Source organism: Paenibacillus sp. N3.4, assembly GCF_008017805.1.
In the GTDB taxonomy this organism is placed as follows: Bacteria; Bacillota; Bacilli; order Paenibacillales; family NBRC-103111; genus Paenibacillus_E.
Window position 1 is genome coordinate 25807 of record NZ_VRTT01000023.1, and the last position, 20250, is coordinate 46056.

General features: G+C 36.0%; 31 protein-coding genes and 1 pseudogene. 29 read left to right on the top strand and 3 right to left on the bottom strand.

All coding sequences use genetic code 11. The features are described from left to right. Positions 1-438, top strand: coding sequence for an AAA family ATPase (locus tag FU659_RS13690; RefSeq protein ID WP_147948089.1), 438 nt, complete (start codon positions 1-3; stop codon positions 436-438). A gap of 78 nt (positions 439-516) precedes the next feature. Here the strand turns inward: FU659_RS13690 and FU659_RS13695 are convergent, their stop codons facing one another. Next, entirely contained in the window at positions 517-945 is a 429-nt protein-coding gene (locus tag FU659_RS13695) for a cell wall hydrolase (protein WP_147948090.1), read from the bottom strand. 220 nt (positions 946-1165) lie between these two features. On the opposite strand from FU659_RS13695, the gene FU659_RS13700 reads away from it, so the two are divergent. From FU659_RS13700 to FU659_RS13810, 25 genes and pseudogenes are all read left to right on the top strand, one after another. Beyond that, entirely contained in the window at positions 1166-1414 is a 249-nt protein-coding gene (locus FU659_RS13700) for a cyclic-phosphate processing receiver domain-containing protein (protein WP_147948091.1), read from the top strand. A gap of 103 nt (positions 1415-1517) precedes the next feature. Further along, entirely contained in the window at positions 1518-1850 is a 333-nt protein-coding gene (locus tag FU659_RS38805) for a DUF6199 family natural product biosynthesis protein (RefSeq protein WP_397355687.1), read from the top strand. 152 nt (positions 1851-2002) lie between these two features. Continuing rightward, entirely contained in the window at positions 2003-2344 is a 342-nt protein-coding gene (locus FU659_RS13705) for a hypothetical protein (protein ID WP_147948092.1), read from the top strand. Beyond that, positions 2345-2662 carry a hypothetical protein gene (locus FU659_RS13710; RefSeq protein ID WP_147948093.1) on the top strand — a complete coding sequence of 106 codons (318 nt, stop codon included), beginning with the start codon at positions 2345-2347 and terminating at the stop codon, positions 2660-2662. It begins immediately after the preceding gene. Further along, entirely contained in the window at positions 2649-3353 is a 705-nt protein-coding gene (locus tag FU659_RS13715) for a class I SAM-dependent methyltransferase (RefSeq protein ID WP_147948094.1), read from the top strand. The genes FU659_RS13710 and FU659_RS13715 overlap by 14 nt, the downstream gene beginning before the upstream one ends. 392 nt (positions 3354-3745) lie before the next feature. Beyond that, positions 3746-4192: a hypothetical protein gene (locus FU659_RS13720; RefSeq protein ID WP_147948095.1), complete on the top strand. Its 447-nt coding sequence runs from the start codon at positions 3746-3748 to the stop codon at positions 4190-4192. A 47-nt stretch (positions 4193-4239) separates the two neighbouring features. Then, entirely contained in the window at positions 4240-4716 is a 477-nt protein-coding gene (locus tag FU659_RS13725) for a GNAT family N-acetyltransferase (RefSeq protein WP_147948096.1), read from the top strand. Between the two features lie 295 nt (positions 4717-5011). Further along, positions 5012-5623 (top strand): histidine phosphatase family protein, encoded by a 612-nt coding sequence (locus FU659_RS13730; RefSeq protein ID WP_147948097.1) that lies wholly within the window; start codon positions 5012-5014, stop codon positions 5621-5623. A gap of 400 nt (positions 5624-6023) precedes the next feature. Further along, on the top strand, positions 6024-6407 hold the full coding sequence (locus tag FU659_RS13735) for a VOC family protein (protein ID WP_147948098.1): 384 nt from the start codon (positions 6024-6026) through the stop codon (positions 6405-6407). A gap of 317 nt (positions 6408-6724) precedes the next feature. Continuing rightward, a complete protein-coding gene (locus FU659_RS13740) occupies positions 6725-7000 on the top strand; it encodes a hypothetical protein (RefSeq protein WP_147948099.1) in 276 nt (91 codons plus the stop codon). Positions 7001-7099: 99 nt separating this feature from the next. After that, positions 7100-7612: a hypothetical protein gene (locus FU659_RS13745; protein ID WP_147948100.1), complete on the top strand. Its 513-nt coding sequence runs from the start codon at positions 7100-7102 to the stop codon at positions 7610-7612. Between the two features lie 25 nt (positions 7613-7637). Continuing rightward, entirely contained in the window at positions 7638-7979 is a 342-nt protein-coding gene (locus tag FU659_RS13750; RefSeq protein ID WP_187274137.1) for a hypothetical protein, read from the top strand. Between the two features lie 152 nt (positions 7980-8131). Continuing rightward, positions 8132-8872 (top strand): hypothetical protein, encoded by a 741-nt coding sequence (locus FU659_RS13755; RefSeq protein ID WP_222708544.1) that lies wholly within the window; start codon positions 8132-8134, stop codon positions 8870-8872. A gap of 323 nt (positions 8873-9195) precedes the next feature. Continuing rightward, entirely contained in the window at positions 9196-9321 is a 126-nt protein-coding gene (locus FU659_RS37145) for a hypothetical protein (RefSeq protein WP_261807814.1), read from the top strand. A 61-nt stretch (positions 9322-9382) separates the two neighbouring features. Further along, positions 9383-9676, top strand: coding sequence for a hypothetical protein (locus FU659_RS13760; RefSeq protein WP_187274138.1), 294 nt, complete (start codon positions 9383-9385; stop codon positions 9674-9676). 38 nt (positions 9677-9714) lie between these two features. Further along, positions 9715-10258: pseudogene (locus tag FU659_RS13765) on the top strand (GNAT family N-acetyltransferase). A gap of 897 nt (positions 10259-11155) precedes the next feature. Further along, on the top strand, positions 11156-11728 hold the full coding sequence (locus FU659_RS13770) for an RNA polymerase sigma factor (RefSeq protein WP_147948104.1): 573 nt from the start codon (positions 11156-11158) through the stop codon (positions 11726-11728). Next, positions 11725-12129, top strand: a complete 405-nt coding sequence (locus FU659_RS13775) for a zf-HC2 domain-containing protein (RefSeq protein ID WP_147948105.1) — start codon at positions 11725-11727, stop codon at positions 12127-12129. Before FU659_RS13770 ends, FU659_RS13775 begins: the two co-directional genes overlap by 4 nt. A 21-nt stretch (positions 12130-12150) precedes the next feature. Continuing rightward, positions 12151-12366, top strand: coding sequence for a hypothetical protein (locus FU659_RS13780; RefSeq protein ID WP_147948106.1), 216 nt, complete (start codon positions 12151-12153; stop codon positions 12364-12366). Then, positions 12363-12665 carry a hypothetical protein gene (locus FU659_RS13785; RefSeq protein WP_147948107.1) on the top strand — a complete coding sequence of 101 codons (303 nt, stop codon included), beginning with the start codon at positions 12363-12365 and terminating at the stop codon, positions 12663-12665. The genes FU659_RS13780 and FU659_RS13785 overlap by 4 nt, the downstream gene beginning before the upstream one ends. 41 nt (positions 12666-12706) lie before the next feature. Further along, positions 12707-14491, top strand: a complete 1785-nt coding sequence (locus FU659_RS13790; RefSeq protein WP_147948108.1) for a DUF2306 domain-containing protein — start codon at positions 12707-12709, stop codon at positions 14489-14491. A gap of 801 nt (positions 14492-15292) precedes the next feature. Then, a complete protein-coding gene (locus FU659_RS13795) occupies positions 15293-16438 on the top strand; it encodes a PD-(D/E)XK nuclease family protein (RefSeq protein ID WP_147948109.1) in 1146 nt (381 codons plus the stop codon). 61 nt (positions 16439-16499) lie between these two features. After that, positions 16500-16727, top strand: a complete 228-nt coding sequence (locus FU659_RS13800; protein ID WP_147948110.1) for a hypothetical protein — start codon at positions 16500-16502, stop codon at positions 16725-16727. Positions 16728-17022: 295 nt separating this feature from the next. Then, on the top strand, positions 17023-17391 hold the full coding sequence (locus FU659_RS38810) for a phage holin family protein (protein ID WP_147948111.1): 369 nt from the start codon (positions 17023-17025) through the stop codon (positions 17389-17391). A 181-nt stretch (positions 17392-17572) separates the two neighbouring features. Then, entirely contained in the window at positions 17573-17761 is a 189-nt protein-coding gene (locus tag FU659_RS13810; protein WP_147948112.1) for a hypothetical protein, read from the top strand. Between the two features lie 413 nt (positions 17762-18174). Here FU659_RS13810 and FU659_RS37150 read toward each other — a convergent pair whose 3' ends face one another. Beyond that, positions 18175-18267, bottom strand: a complete 93-nt coding sequence (locus FU659_RS37150) for a sporulation protein YjcZ (RefSeq protein ID WP_147948113.1) — start codon at positions 18265-18267, stop codon at positions 18175-18177. Positions 18268-18471: 204 nt separating this feature from the next. Then, positions 18472-18594: a YjcZ family sporulation protein gene (locus FU659_RS13820; protein WP_147948114.1), complete on the bottom strand. Its 123-nt coding sequence runs from the start codon at positions 18592-18594 to the stop codon at positions 18472-18474. A gap of 169 nt (positions 18595-18763) precedes the next feature. On the opposite strand from FU659_RS13820, the gene FU659_RS13825 reads away from it, so the two are divergent. From FU659_RS13825 to FU659_RS13835, 3 genes are all read left to right on the top strand, one after another. Continuing rightward, entirely contained in the window at positions 18764-19210 is a 447-nt protein-coding gene (locus FU659_RS13825) for a hypothetical protein (protein ID WP_147948115.1), read from the top strand. Positions 19211-19215: 5 nt separating this feature from the next. Continuing rightward, positions 19216-19731 carry a ribonuclease FAU-1 family protein gene (locus FU659_RS13830; RefSeq protein WP_147948116.1) on the top strand — a complete coding sequence of 172 codons (516 nt, stop codon included), beginning with the start codon at positions 19216-19218 and terminating at the stop codon, positions 19729-19731. Positions 19732-19810: 79 nt separating this feature from the next. Further along, positions 19811-20245, top strand: coding sequence for a hypothetical protein (locus FU659_RS13835; RefSeq protein WP_187274139.1), 435 nt, complete (start codon positions 19811-19813; stop codon positions 20243-20245). The last annotated feature ends 5 nt before the right edge of the window (positions 20246-20250 follow it).

Below are 20250 nucleotides of genomic sequence, written 5' to 3' on the forward strand. Positions count from 1 at the left end.
GTGGAATGCGTTATTTTTATTGGAATTCAAGCTTCAGGTAAATCGACTTTTTACAAACAGAAATTCTTTAACACACATATTAGAATCAATTTAGATATGCTTAAAACAAGATACAGGGAAAATATCTTTGTCACTGCTTGCATTGATGGTAAACAACCTTTTGTTGTCGATAATACCAATCCAACAAGTGAAGAACGTATTAAGTATATTAAAAGTGCTAGACATTCAGGTTTTAAAGTAACTGGCTATTACTTTGAGCCTAGTTACGAGGATTCAATAATTAGGAACGATGAACGAGAAGGTAAAGAAAAAGTTCCTCAAGTTGCAATTAAGAGTACAATAAGCAAACTACAAAAACCAGTAATAGATGAAGGGTTTGACGAACTGTATCAAGTAAGTTTGGTGGATGGGAAGTTTCAAATTGAAGAATTACATTGAAAGGATGTATTTTATGAGCTAATTTAAATAAAAAAACAACAGGGGCTATGCCGATGCTGCTCTGATTAACAGTAAAAGTTAGAAAGTATTAAAAACATTACTACATTCTGTAACGGTTGGTTGGTAAAAGCAGTGGAGTTTATAGCGATCTACTAAAGGTTGGTTGTACCAAGTTGGAGGACAATCTCCTTTTGGTCTAAAGTACCATAAACTAAATTCAGCAGGTGCATGTCTTTCTCCATTAATAGCCCTACGTGCTAAACGTTTTTCACGTTCCCTAGCTTTTTGGTAATATTGTCCATGTAGCAAAGCTTCAAAGGCGTGTGGCTGGTTGATCATTTGCGGTATTGTACGAATCCCTTTAAAATCTGAACAATTGGCTCTAATTCGATTCACACCAACATTACCTACAAGCAACATGCCCATTTCCCCTTCACCTTCTGCTTCAGCACGAAGTAATCGGGCTAACATCGCCACATCCTGATCCCTTGCTTTCACAACTGCCATGAAATCACCCCAATTGAATATTTTGCCTCAAGAATATTGTATTATCATAAATTTATTAAGTGAATGTCTACTCTTAGAAATTTTCTGCTTTACTTTTCCCTTAATATCCTAAAGCATTAATAAACCTCATTGTACAATTACATTGAGGTGTTTGTATGTTCATTTCGCCAATGTTGTTAACATATTCAGAAAATAATAAACCATTTCATGGGGGTGAGATATGAATAATCAAATTAATCTATACGTAGATGATTTACGTGATTGTCCTGAAGGCTTTGTTTTAGCGCGCACGTATGATGAGGCCATTCACTTACTTGAGACAAAGGAAAGTAATGAAGAACTAGAGTTTGTAATTGTTAGGGCCGAACGACCTGTGCGGCTTAAAAGTGATTGTAAACCTTTGTCGTTCGTAGATCATAGTTATTTGCCTATAAAATGCTACCCAAAATGGGTAGCTTTTTCTTTGTAGATTGATGATATAATGATTTAAATGGAATTTTAAGGGAAATGAATTGAGTGAAGTTGATTGCTTTGTTTGTACCTCCAGAAGTCAAGATTTTTAATGTTTTGCCATGATTTTCTTTGCAGCATTGATTGGTTTTGCATTATTTGGAGGGATTGCTCCGTATACCTTATGGAAGATAACACTAAGTTGGAAGGCGACGAAAGAGCCAACAAAATCATATTTCATAATCCAGAGGATAATGGGATACATATTTTTTAGCATACGGTCGAATTTGGGGCAGATGGGATTTGAGTTGAAACCTGATGAGCTAAAGGCATTGGCTGACTTGAATTTCATTTTAGCTATGGGTGGTTATCCATATGACAATTCACTTGGAAGAAATAACAAAAGATTGCATACAATCTACACCCACCCAGTAGAGCGAAGAGCCAGATTTTAATCCTTAACCTTGCTCACTAATTAAAGAGAAGTTTTATTTATGGCTACGCAATTTAATAGATTTCATATGAAAAATTCTCCGCGGCTGATTGTAATTCAGATTTTGGATACTGCGAGTAAACCATTAAGTGAAAGGTTAGGAGTTGTTCATTAGTGGATTCAGGTTGGAACTTAATTCAAGGTGGCAAATTTCAAGAAGCTTTTGATATGCTAGTGACGCAGTATGAGGAAACCAAGAGAACAATTAATTTGAGGAGTGCTGTGATTGCTGCATTCCTGCTTAAAAATTATGAAACAGCACTTAAATACTCATTAATTGTTGAAGATTTAGATGAATATAAAGGTGATACAAATTTCATCAAGGCAGGAATTGCTTGTTGGATGATGAAACGTTATTCAGAAGCGGTTGAATACTGGAAACTAGGACGTGCTCCTAAGCTTTATACTTCGAATATCGTAAATGTACCTGCATTACTGTTTTATGCTGGGGTTTGATTGAAGGATAGAAAGTTAGAGGAATTAGCTGTGCGGTATCTAAAGAAAAGAAAACACCCAATTGCTCTCTTTCTCCTTGGAGAAATTACAAAGCAGGACTTGCTTAATGGAGTATGCAGTCAACCAATCATGGCAATTAGAGACAGTTGTAAATATGAATTTTGGATTGCTGTAAAGAATCTTAAGGATGGCGATGAACAAGGTTACATTGAGCATTTGGAGCAATGTAAAGAGTTTCAGGGTAGGTATTTGGAGTTTGAATATTATCTTGCGTTAAGAGAATTGGAAAGATTGAAGGTGCTTTATGAACAGAATTGAACATATCCGTCATGAGGAAAAGAAGTACCATGACCATTGTTACGAAAATTACAAGCTGTTTGAAGAAGGTTCTTGGTTACATAAGCCAGTCAAGACAGTAATGGATTTAATGACTCATTTTGTGGGTAAAGATAATGTGAGTGTTCTTGATCTTGGCTGTGGTGTAGGCAGGAATAGCATTCCAATTGCACAAAAGATTAAAGAACAGAATGGTAGGGTATATTGTGTTGATCTGCTGGATTCCGCACTAAACAAATTGAAAAGTTATAGTTATGAATGTGGTGTACTGGAAGCAATTATTACAGAAGAATCAGATATTGGGGAATACGCCATTGAACCTAATACTTTTGATTACATAATAGCTGTTTCAAGTCTAGAACATTTGAACTCAGAGGAACATTTAGTGGGAGTTTTGTCACAGATGGCAATAGGTACTAAGGATAAAGGGATTAATTGTATTATTATCAATACGAATGTTGAAGAAATTGATATTGAAAGTAATGAAGAATTAGAACCAATGATTGAGGTTGACATGTCTACAGAGCATTGTATGAGCATTCTTAAAAAGAGTTATGCGGGATGGGAAGAATTGAATATTCATGTGAAACAGCTATCGTTTGAAATTGTTAGGGATGAACGCCTTGTGCTGCTTAAAAGTGATTGCATAACCTTTGTCATTCGTAAATCATAACTATTAGCATATAAGATGCTATCCAAAATGGGTAGCTTTTTCTTTGTAAATTAATGATATAATGATTTAAATGGAATTTTAATGGAAATGAATTGAGCGGAGTTGATTGCTTTGTTTGTACCTCCAGTAGTCAAGATTTTAAGTGTTTTTTCCATGATTTTCTTTGCAGCATAGATTGGTTCTGCATTATTTGGAGCGATTGCTAGACCAATCGGAATGATGCTTCATGCCATTAGTGAAATGAAAGAGAACGAACTTTTCCGTAAATTTTCTTTACTAACTGGGATGAAGAAGATAACGCTTCACTTGAAATCGTTGCAGAGCAAGTAGACTTTGAATCCAAATTGAATTGTACTGAGTAAAAGAGCAAACGTCGAAAGGGAATGTTCTCCATGTCAGCAGTGGTGATTAAGTTAATACCTAAAGACCCTGAATTTGTCCCAGATGACACCAAATTATCACAATTAAAAGAGTGGATAGCAACCAATGTAAGTAACAATAAAACAGAATATATTTTGACTGATGAAGTTCGCTTTATTGACCAAGGTGGAAATTTTGAAAATGTTAGCTGTCCATTCTGTTCAAACATTATTACGCTAGATTGGTGGAGTGAAGAAATGGACAAGGCTTCTGAAACTTCTTTTCACAATTTAAGCGTAGTTACAGATTGCTGTAACAAGGATACATACTTAAATGAATTGGAATATAAGTGGAACGCAGGTTTTTCACGTTTTTCAATTGAAATAATGAACCCCAAAGACGAACTTAACGAAAATAACATGGAATATATAGGAGAATTATTGGGTTGCCCAATTATGATAGTGGTAGCTTATTATTAAATAAAACAAGGAATTTATTTAAAACTAGTTAAACTGGAGTGAAAGCAATGTATAGTTTGCGTCATGTAGAAGCAGTGGATTTCCCTATTATTTGTACCTTTCCTCAAAATGAGGAGGAACTATTTTATATGTTCCCCAAAGCAAATTTTCCTTTAACCCCTGAGCAAATTGAAAATTCATTAACAACAAGAGAAAAACCTACGGTTGTCATGGATATCAACAAAATTGTAGTTGCTTATGCAAATTTCTATGGTAGAGAAGAAGGTGTTTGCTGTTGGTTAGGAAATGTTGTTGTAGCAACAAATTATCGTGGAACAGGTGCATCTGAGTACCTGATTCGTTCAATGATGAACATAGCAAAAAATGAACTCAACATGCCTAAACTCCAACTTGTTTGTCATCATACAAACCCAAGAGCATTGTTCTTTTATACAAAGCTTGGTTTTAAACCATTCGGAATTAGGAAAATACAAAGAGAAGATGGAGAGATTATTGCTGGTATTGAAATGGTCATCGAACTATAAATTGCCAAAGAGCTATATCTGTACTTCGATAGTTTCAGAGAAGGATTTAGCCAGTCAGCCTACCTAATTCCATTAAAATACAGTAATGATGCATATGCTATGTTAGAAATGAATAATTATTTTGGAATGAGTACAAGGAATACTACCCTAATCTTAAATATACTAACTACTTCTTTTTGGGTAGCTCAAGTTCTGATCAAATGTGGGCGATAAACTTAGAGAACGAACCAGAAATAATTGCATATCATCATCACATGTGATTTTATCACATTCCCGAAAGAGGTAATCATAGTTAATGTTAACTTTATATATAACACGTCATGGCGAAACTGAATGGAATATTCAAAATAGAATGCAGGGTTGGTCAGATTCTGAGTTAACTCAAAAAGGGACAGATAATGCTATTTCTCTTGGTAATCGTTTGAAAGATGTGAATCTTACAGCAATATATTCAAGTCCAAGCAGGAGGACTGCAAAAACTTCTGAACTGATTTGTGGTGGGAGAGATATACCAATAATTCTTAACGACAACTTAAAAGAGATAAATATGGGTGATTGGGAAGGTAAGACACAAACAGTTATAAAAGATAATTACCCAAATGAATACCAGGCGTTTTGGGAAATGCCACACCTTTTTAAGCCTTGTAGCGGAGAAAGTTTTGATACGCTTATGGATAGGGTAATTTGCGTGTTTGATAAGATTCTGCTTGAAAACAAAGAAGGGAGTGTCTTAGTTGTAACACATACAGTAGTAATAAAAGCAATATTATCCTACTTTAAAAAGTTACCTCTCGAAAAGTTATGGGAACCTCCATATATCAAAGATACAAGCCTGACTATTGTTGAGATAGCTAATGCAGGTGATATTAAAATCAAATTGGAAGGCTGTACTTTACATACAGAATAGATTAGATAAAACATGGATTTTATTGGACCTGGGACCTTTGTAGAATTTAGTATGAAAATAAGTATCTCATGGGCATAGGCCACGAAGGTGTGATTCTGGGATTAAACGGGCAGGGAACATTGGGAGAAGCATATGAAAATGAAAATTAGAGAAATTAGTTTTATAGGAATTGGTTTAGTTTTTATTATTATTGGATTTCTTGTATTTTCAGTTCTCTTTGGTAATCCCTTTTCAAAAGTAAGTTTCAAAACGAAATTCGAGAAGGCCTTAACAGCCAGTATAGTGAAGTAATTGAACTCCTTGGAAAGGGTAGTCCTTAGATAGGATAAAAATAGATAGTAATGAGTTGGGCATTAAAAGAGTTTCAACAAAAAACATTTGCCTTGGAGATGACATACAAATGATTGAAATAGAACGAATACATCATGTAACAATTGCTACTAGAGATTTGGAAAAAACGAAAAAGTTTTATTCTGAGATTCTTAAATTTAAAGAGTTAAAGCGTCCCTCATTTGAATCAAAAGGTGTATGGTATGCTATAGGCGATCAGCAACTTCATGTAGTAGAAAACCCCAAAAGTGAAACACTTCGTGAAAGAAGAATAAATTCATTAGAAGGCCATTTTGCTATCTGGACTAAAAGTTACAGTAAAACATTACAATGGTTAGAGGAAGTTGGAATACAATATGAAGCTGAGCCAAATAGCCCAGCAGGATTTTCACAAATTTATATATTAGACCAAGATAATAATGTAATTGAATTTGCAGCCCTGTACAACACTTAAACACTATAAAATAAGTATGATGTTTTTATTTAGGGTGACATATTCTTTTCTTACATGAAACTCCAATTTAATCTAAGTGTTGTAAAGGGTAAGCATAAAATGGAAGCCCAGAATTGCCCCTCTGTGGCTTCTTTGTCAAGCATACACGAAAATTTTAATATAGGATGAAATGAATCCCAGAAGTAGTTGTTAGGTAAGATTTGCTTACCATATGCGACAAATCGCATGGGATAGTTTTAAGTTAAGGTATGGAATGGAAGGAAAATTGCAACTGTATCTATCATTTGAACTTGAATTTTAATTGAAGGTGAATCAATATGACTAACGAACAAGGTTATCATTGGTATGACTTGGCTCACTTAATAGTCTTTTTCGATCATGTCTGGTTTATTAAAATTGTATTTTTCCTTTTTACATGTTTTGTATATCCCTTGTCATTGCTATTAAATCGTTCTTTTGGAGAAGACTCAACATCATGGACAAATGTAAAATCTATTGCTGTTAAGATTTTGAACCTAATTGAAAAAGCGTTGATCCTTTGTGCAGTTGTTTTTGTGATTGTTCAATTTACTAGATACTTCATGGAAAAGTAGTGGAGGATGAGCACATGTGAAACCAAATGATTAAAGAATGAGAAATTTTCAATTATCATCAACGGAAAAAAGAAAAATACTGAAAGAAGTGATAGTAAAATGATTTCCTTTCTAAGGAATAAGGGAATTAAAGCTTATAATGAAATTTTGGAAATAGCAGGGCAACCCAATTTACTGTTTTCTAATGACAGAGAACAATATAATGCGGAAGCTATTTATAATGTTTACACTATACAAAAGCTAAACAAATTGATTAAGAAAAAGAATATTTTAATAAGTGATTTAGAACAGGTATTTAGTTTTGTTGAAACGTCATGGTCTGCATATTTAAACAAGTATTACAAAGGAAAATGCTTTGTTTTTTACATCTGGGGAGATTATCAAATACCTGCAATAAGGGTATCTGTGGTTTCCTACTATGAGGGTTTCGAATTGCCCTTTGGATGTACACTGATCAATGTAAATAACTTACAGGAAGTGCTTTTGCAATATCAAGAAAAAGCATATTTTGATGGTATTACTATTAATGAAGTTGTTGAATCAGAAGATGAGGCAAATGAACCGGAAAGTAAATATAAGGTTATTGTATACTCAAAAATAATTAAGTGTTAAATGAAAGAATGATTTTATTAAAGTTATGAAACAGGAATGGTTCAGAACGGAGAATTCTCTATGGCAACCATTACGAATCCCCACAGGATGGAAAGTGAATTGGAATATGTTCGATGAAGCAGAACCAGATCATTTTCTTGAAGAAGATTCACCAATTCGCTGGAGCTTTACTGAGGACTTATTACAACTTCAAAAGGATAACATTACGGTTGATTTAGGTTGGTATCCAGAGTGTAGTGTCGAAGGTAATTATTTGTTAGTCCTGATAAAAAACGAAGATTGGGCTAACCCATTTTTTTGCTTTGAATCAAGGAGGAAAGCAGCTATCATTCATAAAATTGAAAAAAATTTGATGAGTGGTGCTTAGAAATGCAGGATTTTATGTGATTGGTTGTGTTTTTTATGACAAGGTTATTGAAATCGCTGTTAATATTATTTGTTATATCTATAGTCTCCATTTTATTTTATATATTTTTTAATCAACTTAAGACGCTGGATCGGAATAACTTAACTGGAGAATTGATTTTTGATAATGATCCATGTTCTCATATCTTAAGTAAAGGGACATTTGCAGTTTCTCTTAAGGATGGATATTCAAAGCAAATATCTAGCTATACTTTTTTAGATATGAGCGGTGATGGGAAAAGATCGCTCGTTTTTGATGGTGTAGATAACATGATAAAAGAATTTGACAGAAATAAAAATATTCTGACGAATATTGTATGGGTTTCAAAGCCTGATTATGTTAAATATGTACCCGAAAAAAATGAAATAAGCTTTATTAAGGATAAAAAGTTAATTTTATTTGATAGATCAACTCAAACCTCTAAACCTATTTTAGATGATATTGATGGATATAGTACGATAAGTTGGGATAAAGACGGTAATTCTCTTTTGTTTTTCAAACACCATAATATTAATCGTATAAATATAGAAAGTGGAGTAATATCGTTGATTTTACAAATAGAAGCAAATGATTTTATTAGTTCAAGTGATAATAAGTATGTTGCATATCATATTGATCGTGAGCAATTACTTATTAAGGATTTAGAAACACATGATCAATGGAAATATAAGGGGAATAGTTCGATTATTAGATTTTCGCCAGATGGTAATTATTTGGCTATCCTGAGAAGCAGCACAGCATTATCGCATTTTCCAAGTAAATTGGGAGAGATTGTAGTAGTAGATTATAAGAGAAAAAAAGTTTCTCCAAGGATACTGGAGGAAATTGATTTTATTAATTTTATGTGGGAGTAAAATTAGACAGGAGCAGAAGGAATTTAACTACTTTATTAAAGATCTAGGATTAAATCCTTCTACAAACATGGAGTTGATCCTTAAAACAGGAAATCAATTAAAGGTGAAACTTCCTAAGGATTATACTGGTTTTATGGTAAATCCAATGGTGCTAAAGGAAACGTGGGTCAATCTTATTTAGTTCTATGGTCAATTTTAGAAGTACCCTTCATAGGCATAGACTTAGAGGAAGTCAACAAATGCTCTGATACGTTTGGTGAATTTCTTAAATATTTAGTTGAACTTGATTAATTAAAAGAGCAACTTTGTGGAGGGGTATATAGTTGAATAGTGAACTATTTGAAACAGCGGTAGAAAAACTCTCGCCTATCGGTTTAAGAAGGGAAACACTATCAGAAAAAACGGCATCGTTCTTAACAACTTATAAAATCCCTAAAAAGGTCAATTGAATTTTTGAACCACTTTTCCTATAACCAACTATTACGATTCAAAAATGTCTGCTTTGATAAAGTGAATGAATTTGCAGATAACAACCTTTACGATGAAAATAAAAGGTGTATTGACGAAAGGTTGTTGATTATTGGTTCAGGGCTGAATGGCGATATGATTGTATTAGATTTGGATAACTTACAAATTGGTTATGTATTCCATGATGAACTATGGGAGAATGATTCTATAAGTTCTAGGGAAATTTTGATTTGTATGAACTGTTCATTTGGGGAATTTTATAATAATTCTTTAACGATAGATGGTTATCCTGTTGATGGCTTTCAAGCAGAACGATATTTAGGATTAGTTAAATAAAACATGGATTTCATTTTAAATAAAGAGGTGGAGAAATAATGTTTAAGCATCAAATCGATAATGATACATACTTGAAATTACTTACATATGAGGATTCAGAGGATTTATTTACATTATCTGACTCTTCCAGAATATATCTAAGGGAATGGCTTCCATGGGTTGACTTGACAAGCAAAGTTGATGATTCAAAGTTTTCATAGAAATGACATTAAGAAAATTTCTTCAAACAATGGATTTGAGACTGGAATTTGGTACAAGGGGAATTTTGCAGGTGTAATTGGATTCCATAACGTGGATTGGTCTAACAAAAAAACTAGCATAGGTTACTGGCTAGGTGAACAATTTCAAGGTAATGGACTAATGACTAAAGCCTGTGTAGCATTAATAAATCATGCTTTTACTGAATTAGGGCTGAATAGGGTAGAAATTAGATGTGCAGTTGAAAACTCAAAAAGCAGAGCAATTCCTGAAAGATTAGGTTTTAAAAATGAAGGAACTGTGAGAGAAGCTGAATGGCTATATGATCATTTTGTAGATCATGATATTTATGGGATGTTAGCAAGAGATTGGAACATTAAATAAAAGAGAAATTTTTTAACATGTATCGTTTGTTGAGAGGAAAAGATTAAGGATAGGTCTTAACTACGCCATATAGATTGTTTGTATATTTATGGGCATTAATTGAATCGAATGGAATTGTTTATGAGTGTTTTTGTTAAGTCTACTCTATGGCAGGGAATCAATAATGTATTGTTCTGAACAATAAAGTGCTGTTCTTATTGAAAAATAACAATAAAGTATTGTCCTTAAGTTTTAACTAATCATTGGACGGGTTCCAATCAGAGAAATGATTGGGACCGATTAATATCAATATGTATGTGAGTATATAAAATCCGTAGGAGCAAATATTCGCAAACGCTACATATATTTCTGAAGAAGAACTGAGTTTGCTCATAAATAATAAACTGTTAGATAAGTACGATTCGTAAAGAGATAGAAAAAATAATTAAACTTAAGATTAAGAAAAAGAAATTAATCCTACATAAAGTTAATTGCTTTAATAAAAAAAGGCATACTCCATTGAGTATTTGAGCGAGTATGCCTTTTATTTGTGCTATGCACTTTAACTCTAGGGACGAGGTTCTAGCTTCACGTAAAAAAATGTTCCTATAAAATAAAGTCGGAAAGTAGTAAAGAATATAGGAAAATGACCTCTTTGAGAAAGTCCCGATGAGAAATTACACATCGGTACTTTCTTTTTTATATTGAAAGGATACGAGCATAATGCAATTTTCGTCGGGTAATCGAATTAGATTAATTAGAAAAACAAACCGTTTTAAATCAAATGGAATTTTCAAAATTAATAGGTATATCTCAAGCAACCCTGGCCTTCTTGTCATCCACAGTATCTCTTAAGGGTGCGCTCTTTCCATTAATAAACAAAAATGTTGCAGTGGAACGACTGCAGGAAACGTCTAATTGTATGGAGAGACAGAGGAGGCGAGTGGTCTGGAGGATCTGGAATATATACGGGCAGTTATCGCCGGTCACCGAGAGTCCTACGCCGAATTAGTCTTGCGATACCAAAGTATGGTATACCGTGTATGCCTGAAAATGACAGACGACCGTTTCTCAGCAGAAGATTTGGCTCAAGAGGTATTCATACAGGCTTATCAAGCCCTTCCTTCTTACCGTGAGCAGTCTTCGTTCTCCACATGGCTTTACCAAATTACGGTTCGGAAATGTCTGGATTGGCGTCGAGCAAGAGTTCGGGACCGGCTGCACCGTTCGGATGCTAATCTGACTGAACAAGACACGGTCACCTGGCAAACGCCTGAACACGAACTGCTGGATAAAGAGCGGAACGAAAAGCTTCACCGGATGATCGAAGAGCTTCAAGAGCCTTACCGTACTGTAGTTCGGTTGTACTATCTTCATCATTGCTCCTATCAGGATATAGCCAATCGAACCCGGTTGCCAATCAAAACAGTCGAATCCCAATTATATAGAGCGCGGCGAATGATGCGGGAAAGGGGGGAGGGGTTATTATGAGGTGCGAAGAAGCGCAAAAACACATGGCAGCCTTTGCCGTCGACAAGACGATGCCTGGGCTCTCCATTCTTCTAACAGAACATCTTGACACTTGTCCATCCTGCCGTCTTTGGCACGAGGAAGTGCTGGGCATGCTGCAACTTTGGATGGAAGAGGACCAGAAGATACCGGAGCTCAATTTGGTGTCCGCCGTCATGGAGCGAATCGAAAGCCGACCTCCTGTAAAAAAGTTGGGCTTCTCGAAGTTTACCGTTCTATACCACTACGGAATCGCTGCTTCGTTGGCGTTCGGGTTATTTTACTTCGGGGTGTTCGAGCATGTGGGCGTGAATATTTCTCACACGATCAATCACATGTCGGAAAAGCTTGTGTTACTGGATCGCTATGATTCAGCTCCATAATCGGAAAAGGGAGTTGTCGCAATGGTTGGGACAAACAAAATAATAACCTTCTTGTTATCCTTCATTCCAGGGGTCGGGCATTTGTATCTGGGACTGAACAAACGGGGATTGCAGTTTTTAATCGGAGGGTTTGCTTGTATTTCGCTAATTCCACCGTTTCCCATGGTGTTTCCGTTTGTACTAGCGGTGATTTGGTTTTACGGGTTATTTGACGCGCTGCAGAAGGTGACACTTTGAATCATTATGGGCTCGATCCTGGCCGCGAACCACGAATCGGGGTTGAAGACGATGGAATATCGCCATATCCGACCCGGTTGGATGATGACCCGATTCAGACTTTGTACAAAGAAAATGCCATTCCTCCCCTGTGGATAGGCATCGGATCGATTATGCTCGGCATTGTTGTATTAAGTCGGATACTTCTTCCCGAAGTATGGTACTGGTTGCTTCAGGAGACTACAAGCAGCATCCTACTAGCTCTCGTGATGATTGGATTCGGAGTCTGGCAAATCGGTAAGCATGTCGGCAAAAAGTAGGCAGAGTGAAACATGTTAGGAGCAAGAAAGGGGATCTTAATGTGAAAACAGGAAAAATAGGTACTTTGACCTTATCACTCGGATTGATAGCGACAGGTATTCTGATCCTGATGAGATGGATGGATATAGTCTCGCTTCAGCTTTTTCAATATATGGGCCCATCTCTTCTTATCGTATTTGGAATAGAGATCCTACGAGGTTTGAACATTCAGTCCAAGACAGGGCAGCGGGTGACATTTGGCATGGGAAGCATAATGCTGTTAATAATCGTGTTGGTGATCAACCTAGCGCAGTTTATGCTTCCTTGGCAACCGGTGTTCAGCAGTCCAGTCCATGGACAGGTTCAGGTGGACGGCACGATCAAGCAAGTTGAGATACAAATTCCTGACGGGAAAGTCAGCATTACCGGGACAACTGAACAAGTACTTTCGTATACGGGTCAATTAGTGACAAAGGAGTGGTCGCAGTCGGCGGCGGACAAAGCGATTGCCGCAAACTGGAAAATTCGGACATCCGGGGACCGATTGGTGCTCACGCTGGAGCAGCCGTATTTAAGCCACAAATTCAGTCTGTTCGATTGGTTCCGCAAATCCCCAAGATCGCCGTACTTGAATGTCCAAGTTCCCCAAGTCTTGTTAACGAAAGTAAGCACGAGCAACGGGGCAATCGAAGTCATCCATATGAAAGCCGACATGGATATGAAAACTCTCAATGGGCCCATCGCCGTCCAACAAGTCGAGGGCAATGTCAAAGCTAAAACCTCTAACGGCTCCATAGAAATGACAAAGATTGAAGGATCCGCTCATATGGACACAAGTAACGGTACTATTACGCTTGGAAGCATCGCCGGCTCGGTATTTGCGAGAACATCCAATGGTCATATACAAGCCAACTCTGTCGTAAACGAAGACTGGGAATGCAATACATCGAACGGAACTATTAAAATGACCCTATCCGGGGAGCCAAACGTTACTATCCAAGCGAAAACCTCGAACGGCAGCATAGGTGGAGACGCCAATGGCAAATCGACGGGAATGGTAAACATTCGAGCACGATGGGAACGGGTTCCCACACGATGCTCTTGTCTACAACCAATGGGAAAATTCAAGTATTTCGGGCAAAGTAAAGGTGTATCGACAGGGATAGAGGAGGGAGTAACGTTGGGTAAAATCACAATCCGCATTATTGTCTTTGTTTTGGCTTTTGGCATATGCGCCTATGCCTTAATCCAATACGGTTTTTTTAGTGCCAAAGATGCCAGCTTTGTCTCCATCAAGCTTAGAAAGCCTGATTTCCATCTAGAGCCGTGGGTCTATGTCCTGTATGCTCATATCATCTCTGCCGTCTTGGCTCTTGTGATCGGTCCGTTCCAACTGTTCTTAAAGCCTGCTGGCCTGAAGCGGGTCAAGAGGCACCGTAGGCTCGGCTACACGTACGTTTTATCCGTTTCGATTAGCGGACTCGTCAGTATATTTTTATCTCTATATGCGACAGGCGGGTGGGCGGCGGGACTCGGTTTTCTATTGCTCGATGCGCTGTGGGTGACCGCCACTTGGATCAGTGTGAACAAAATAGCAGTACGCAACGATATCCAGGCACACAAGGAATGGATGCTGCGGAGCTATGCTCTCACTTTTGCTGCCGTAACGCTGAGGCTCTGGCTCCCCGTATTACTGATTCTTTACGCTGGCAGCTTTATTCCCTCTTATCAGGTCGTGGCATGGCTGTGCTGGATTCCTAATTTATTATTCATCGAGACGGTCATTCGGTTCGGTCAGAAGCGTAATCCAAGTAAAGGCAATCATCAGATACCTAAGATCACATAGCTATGGCTGTGTAAAAGAAGCCGTTTCTAAGCACGCGCAAGCGCGCTTTTTTCTTTCATTCCTCGTTAATGACGGTATTAGATAATATGGTTACATTGAAAAATTAAGTATCTATGAAGATCTACCAATGAATCCTTATTGCACTAATTATTTTATTTGTAATAGCAAAATGGATTTGGGTTCAATTTTAATAAAGCTGTGGTTTATTCTTGATAAAGAATTAGTTGAAATTGCGTGTATGCTGAAGAAACCTTTAAGGTTACAAGAGTTCATACACGATGGAGAAGATACTTGGGAATGGTGTTTATGGGATAAGGATGAAATTATATATGATATTTCTAGAAAACATTATAGGGGTATAGGGAATTTCATCCACATAAATATATAGAAGAAGCAAATAATTAATTCAATCAAGATAAATTGGGAAGCTGGTTGCTAGAATTGTATATGTGTTAGTGGAATAGTCATAAATACATCTTTTCATGAAAAGCTTTCATAAGTGGAAGCTATTTTCTTTGTGCTTCTATGAATAAAGTCCTACAAGATTTAACATTTTCTCTACAAAATACAGATCGCATGGTACAATTTAACTATTCATCCAGTTAGGGAAATCTGTGTCGTATCAACTGAACAAGCTTGATAAAGATAGATATCTTTTTTTGCATGACATTACGATCCCATCATTTAAAGGTAAGAAAACTTGAAGAATTGGCTGATTTATTTGATTGGAGAGTAAAGGTGTGAGTGTTGAAGAATTTGAAAAGGTAAAGTGTTGAGGAATGATATAACGGAGGTTGCAAGTTGAATATTTTTAAAATACTCTCATCTAATGATGGCTCAATAAATGAACCTAACGTAAGTTCTTTTCTAGCTTATTTATTAGATCCTAACGAAAATCATGGACTAAATTCAAAGTTTCTGGAATTATTTTTAAGGCCAATTGTTCTTGATAACAAAGAGTATTACAAGGAATTGCTATATAATAATCGTGTTCGTGACCTTTCAAAAAATTATGAAGTCAAAGTTCAAGCGGAGTTTACAGTTACCCATACTGGTGAAAAGCAAAAAAACAGAGATATTGATATTCTAATTGAAATCTATAATAAAAATTCAATAATTTCTTTACCTCAATTCTCCTTTTGCATTGAAAACAAGATCAAAGATGGGGCAATATCAAAGGGAGATAATCAATTATTTGAAGAAATTAGTGGGTTAACGTCTTATTATAAGAACCAAATTACAAATGAGAATCAAAAATTTCCATTGATTTCGTTCGTTTTTATCACACCAAAGAAAACAAAACGTGCAATTGCTGAGTTTAACGAATTGTTATCAAAATTAGAAAACTGTAACTTTAGTATTCCTTGCCTTCATATAATTTGGTCTGGTGAAGACAATGATGAAGATAATGTAGCAATTACATCACTATTAAAAGATATTTTACAATATGAATCAATTGGTGAGATTGAACCAATTTATGAATACACAAAGCACACTCTAAAATCATTTCTTTCTTTTATAAAATCAGATTTTCAATCTTACCTAGCAGAAAAAACTGAAATCATTGAACGTAGAAATTATGGAAAACCGTTGCTATCATACTTTCAAGAGATTTACGATAGTCTTGATTTCGAAGAAGAAATTGAATTGTCTCAAATAAAAGAAATGGTTTTAAATAATGTAGTAAGTAACTGTAATACTGAGGTAAATAAAGCAACTTTATATGCACATAGTATTTCAACAATCGTTAATGAGAAAAATAGAAAGCATCATATCTCAAAAATCTTAAAAAAGGACAATTTGTTTTACTATCCCAGTGAATTGAATAAAAAAGTAGTTAAAAAACTAAATTTTGATAGTCCTCCAGAAGGCATCAAGATTTACTGGGGAGACAAAAGTGATAAAGATGCATATTGCTTTTTAACAGATATTTATCCTGAAAACTAATAAGCTAAACATGATGAGTAAATAAGAGCCATTACAAGGTCAAACATAGGATTACTTATGCATGAAAGCGACAAATGAATGTAGAGCAGAACAAGGGTTACCACTTGAAAAAATTTCAATGATTGAAAGGTTCAGCCCTGTTGTTAAGGAGTATGAAGAGATAATTGGTGTTGCAGGGGTATGTCTAGATGCATTTCAAGTTAAATGCTTCGAAGAATATATATGGACTCAAGAGGTAAACGTCAGCGAAATATGTGTGGTTTATCTCAAAATAGGAAGTGAAACTTAACTTAGATATAAGTGGAAGCTAACAAATTGGAACCACCAGCCTAGGTGGTTTTTTCACGTTACATCATTCCTCGAAAGCAAGGATCTTCAAATCCTAATCATGCTCAAAAGTTAATTTAAAGTCGAATATTTAGGGAATATTTGTATTGCCTTCCATCCTCCAACGCATGTAATATATTCCTTGTGAAGTAAAACTCTGGATGCTGGATTAAGTTGAATAATGCGCGGCAAAGCAAAATGAAGCGTTAATTTCATTTGGTAATGAAAAGGATAATGATTGAAAGGTGTTGTTAAGAATGAAAAATATACTCAATTTTTTAGTTACGGTATTGGTTTTTTGGATTGGTAATGAATATTTTAGTTCATACATTTCTATCTCTGATACGAAGACATTAATACTTGCATCTATTCTTATGTTTTTAATCAGCTTCATTTATAGTTTGATAATGGCTGCCTCCGTGTTATCAATTCTAGTAGGCATTGGTTGTTTAACAACACCTTTGCTAATCCTAGCCTCTCTGATCCTAACACCGATAAAGTTGTGGTTACTCAATACTTATTTGCCGGGATTTCATATTCATGGCTTATGGACATATGTGATAATGTCTGTTGTATTAAGTATATTTACTGTGAAAGCGAGATCAAATCATGTAAATCGAAATTAGGTAACCCTATTTTACTGGGAGGAGTTCCAGCTGGAATTCAGCTTTAATAGCCAAGGACAAGAAACGAATTGGAGATATTTTAGCGAATACATATGTTTTATATAATAAAGATGTAAAGAAATACAAGAAGCTTTGAAAAATGTAACACAATCATGATGCAAAATCTGAGGGAGGAAATAAAATGATGGATGATAAAGAAATTCAAGTTTTAAAGGAACGCTTGATTAGGGTAGAAACGAAAGTGGATATGCTGATAAACAATAACTACGTACATGAACGCCCTTTTTGGGTTAACTTTCTAATTGGATTTATAGCTGTTTTTGGCGTCATTATGTTAGTTGGCATTATTGGCATGAATTTCAGAAAGTAAGTAATGAACGGTCGAGCCCTGATATTTATGCTTGTAGATGTAGGGGAAGGTGATATGAATGTACTGGTTTCTTCTTATTGTAATAGTAGTTCTTATTTATGTAGTAGGTTACAAAATAGTTATGAAGTTAAAAAGTAACCAGCAATCAAATAATATTATTAACTTGCCGTTGAAACGAAAAAACACAAGGAAGGTTAATAAACAAGTTTGCAGCTTTTGTCGTGCTCGATCCAAAAAGCTTTCCTTTTATTCAGCAGAGAACGGTAAAGTAGTAGGGGTATGTGACAAATGTAAACCACATGCTGAAAGACGTGCTTTGATGAGGCTTTAAATAGGGTTGTCCTATATCGACGGTAAAATAAAGGAGGCTACCTGCTGAAAGCAGATAGCCCATTTTGACATGAATACCTAAATTACCAAGCGAAAGCGCTAGTGATAATGACTAACAAAATAAAGAGCACCAAAACAGCTGCGGTAGACGTACTTCCATATCCAACACCTGACATTTAAATCACCCTCTCATTTAATTGGTCGGTATTACATGATTATTATATGATGTAAGCTTAGAAAGGATTGGGCATAGGAATGATTGTGCTCATATCTCTATCATTGAGAGAAATGGGCGAATCATTTCATCTTGCACATCATCCTTTGCTGGAAAAAGAGAACTACCCTGCGCTGGCAAGATAGCCCTCCCTATCAACGAGAAATTACCACGCGAAAGCGCTAGTAATGATAACGAGCAAAATGAAAAGCACCAAGATTGCAGTTGAAGAATTATAACCTACGCCAACTCCACAACCTGCTCCAACGCCACCAATTCCATAACCCATCCGAATCAACCTCCAATGTGTATTGGTTTGTATTTCGAGATAGCTTATGATTGATATGAACGTTATGTTTGGGCTAACGTATTGATTGTGCTGTTGTCCATGATGAGATAGAAAACTTACTAAATCTCTCGTGTTTTTTTCAAATTATGAATAGGCAGGTGAAAATGATATGAGAAAAAGAGTCCTTTTTAGTCTGATCATGTCCATCGCATTAATCATTTTTTCAATTGGCATGTGTTTTTACGCATATCACTATGCTACGTCTAATCGGGTGGGACCTATTGGTGATGGTCAATTTCATTTTAAGACCATTATTTCGTTTCTTTTCTCGGGCCTATCCGGCATTTGTACACTCATTCTTTCCATCATACAAGCCAATAAAGATCGTAAGGCTAATGTAGATTTACATGCTAAGCCGTTGGTAGCAGAGGCAGAAAGATTAATTATTGGAAAAGTGGCGCATGATGCTGAAAATGCGGAGTGGGTCATGTTGATTGACAACGAATTTGTAAGCATGGAGTCTCTTTATAAGGTAATCAATGAAAATTTAGTGCGTGAAAACAAACCGATTTTGAAAGTGGGAGATACAATTTCCATTAAGGTAGAAAGGGCGTAAATCCAGTGAATAGCGAACAAGTAATCATCCGGGCCTTGAAATACGGTAATTTTCCTCACTACGAATGGCCAACAACCATCCTTGAGAAGAAGCCAACGTATATCATTGTTTGTAGCGAGCGTGGACGGAAATTGCGTCACCATACAAAGCAGGAAGTTTTTACAATGGAAAATTGGACGTTGGAGTTTTTTTCTTCTGAGCTGTGGTTTACGGTTAGTGGGGATGTTATAGATGGAAAAATTGTTCAATACTATTGCAACATTAATGAACCAGCGATAATTACGGACTCATTAGTTACATTTGTAGATTTGGACCTTGATCTCATTCAAAGAAATGGAAATTGGACGGTTGTCGATGAAGATGAATTTGTAAGCCATTCGGTGAAATATGCCTATCCAGAATCGTTGATCCAAAGAGCTAAGGATGAGTTGAAACAGTTACAAGCCATTATCCAGCGTAAGGAGTTCCCCTTTGATGGAACCATGGAGTGGTTTATTCCACGTATTCCCAAACAGAGCTAATCGTGACGCAACTCAAGAAGAGTAAGATCACTAACACGCGATTGTGGGATAAAAGAAAGAAGGGCTACTTATGCTAAGGATGCAATCGAAACTGAATTGTACGGCAGATGAAATATGGCCAAATCTAGGCAGTACAGCGACTTTTTTGAAAGTATCAAGACCTCTCATGAACTTTAAGAGCCTTGATCCTAAGGGCTTGCCTGAGCAGTGGATGGAAGGAAAGACTTATGGGTTAGGCATGTACTTCCTCGGTTTTATCCCATTAGGGCGTCATACGATTACGTTCCGATCTATTGACCACGAGAACCTTAAGATAAAGACGGAAGAAAAAGGACTGCTAATAAAATCTTGGAACCATACGATGCAAGTTTACGTTAATACATCTAATCAATTATTTTTCCAAGACGAACTGAAGATTGATAATGGATGGATGTCTGTCCCTACTTATGTGGGTGCTTATATTTTTTTCTTGTATAGGCATTGGAAAATGAAAAGGTTATTTCATCAAGATTAAGAGAC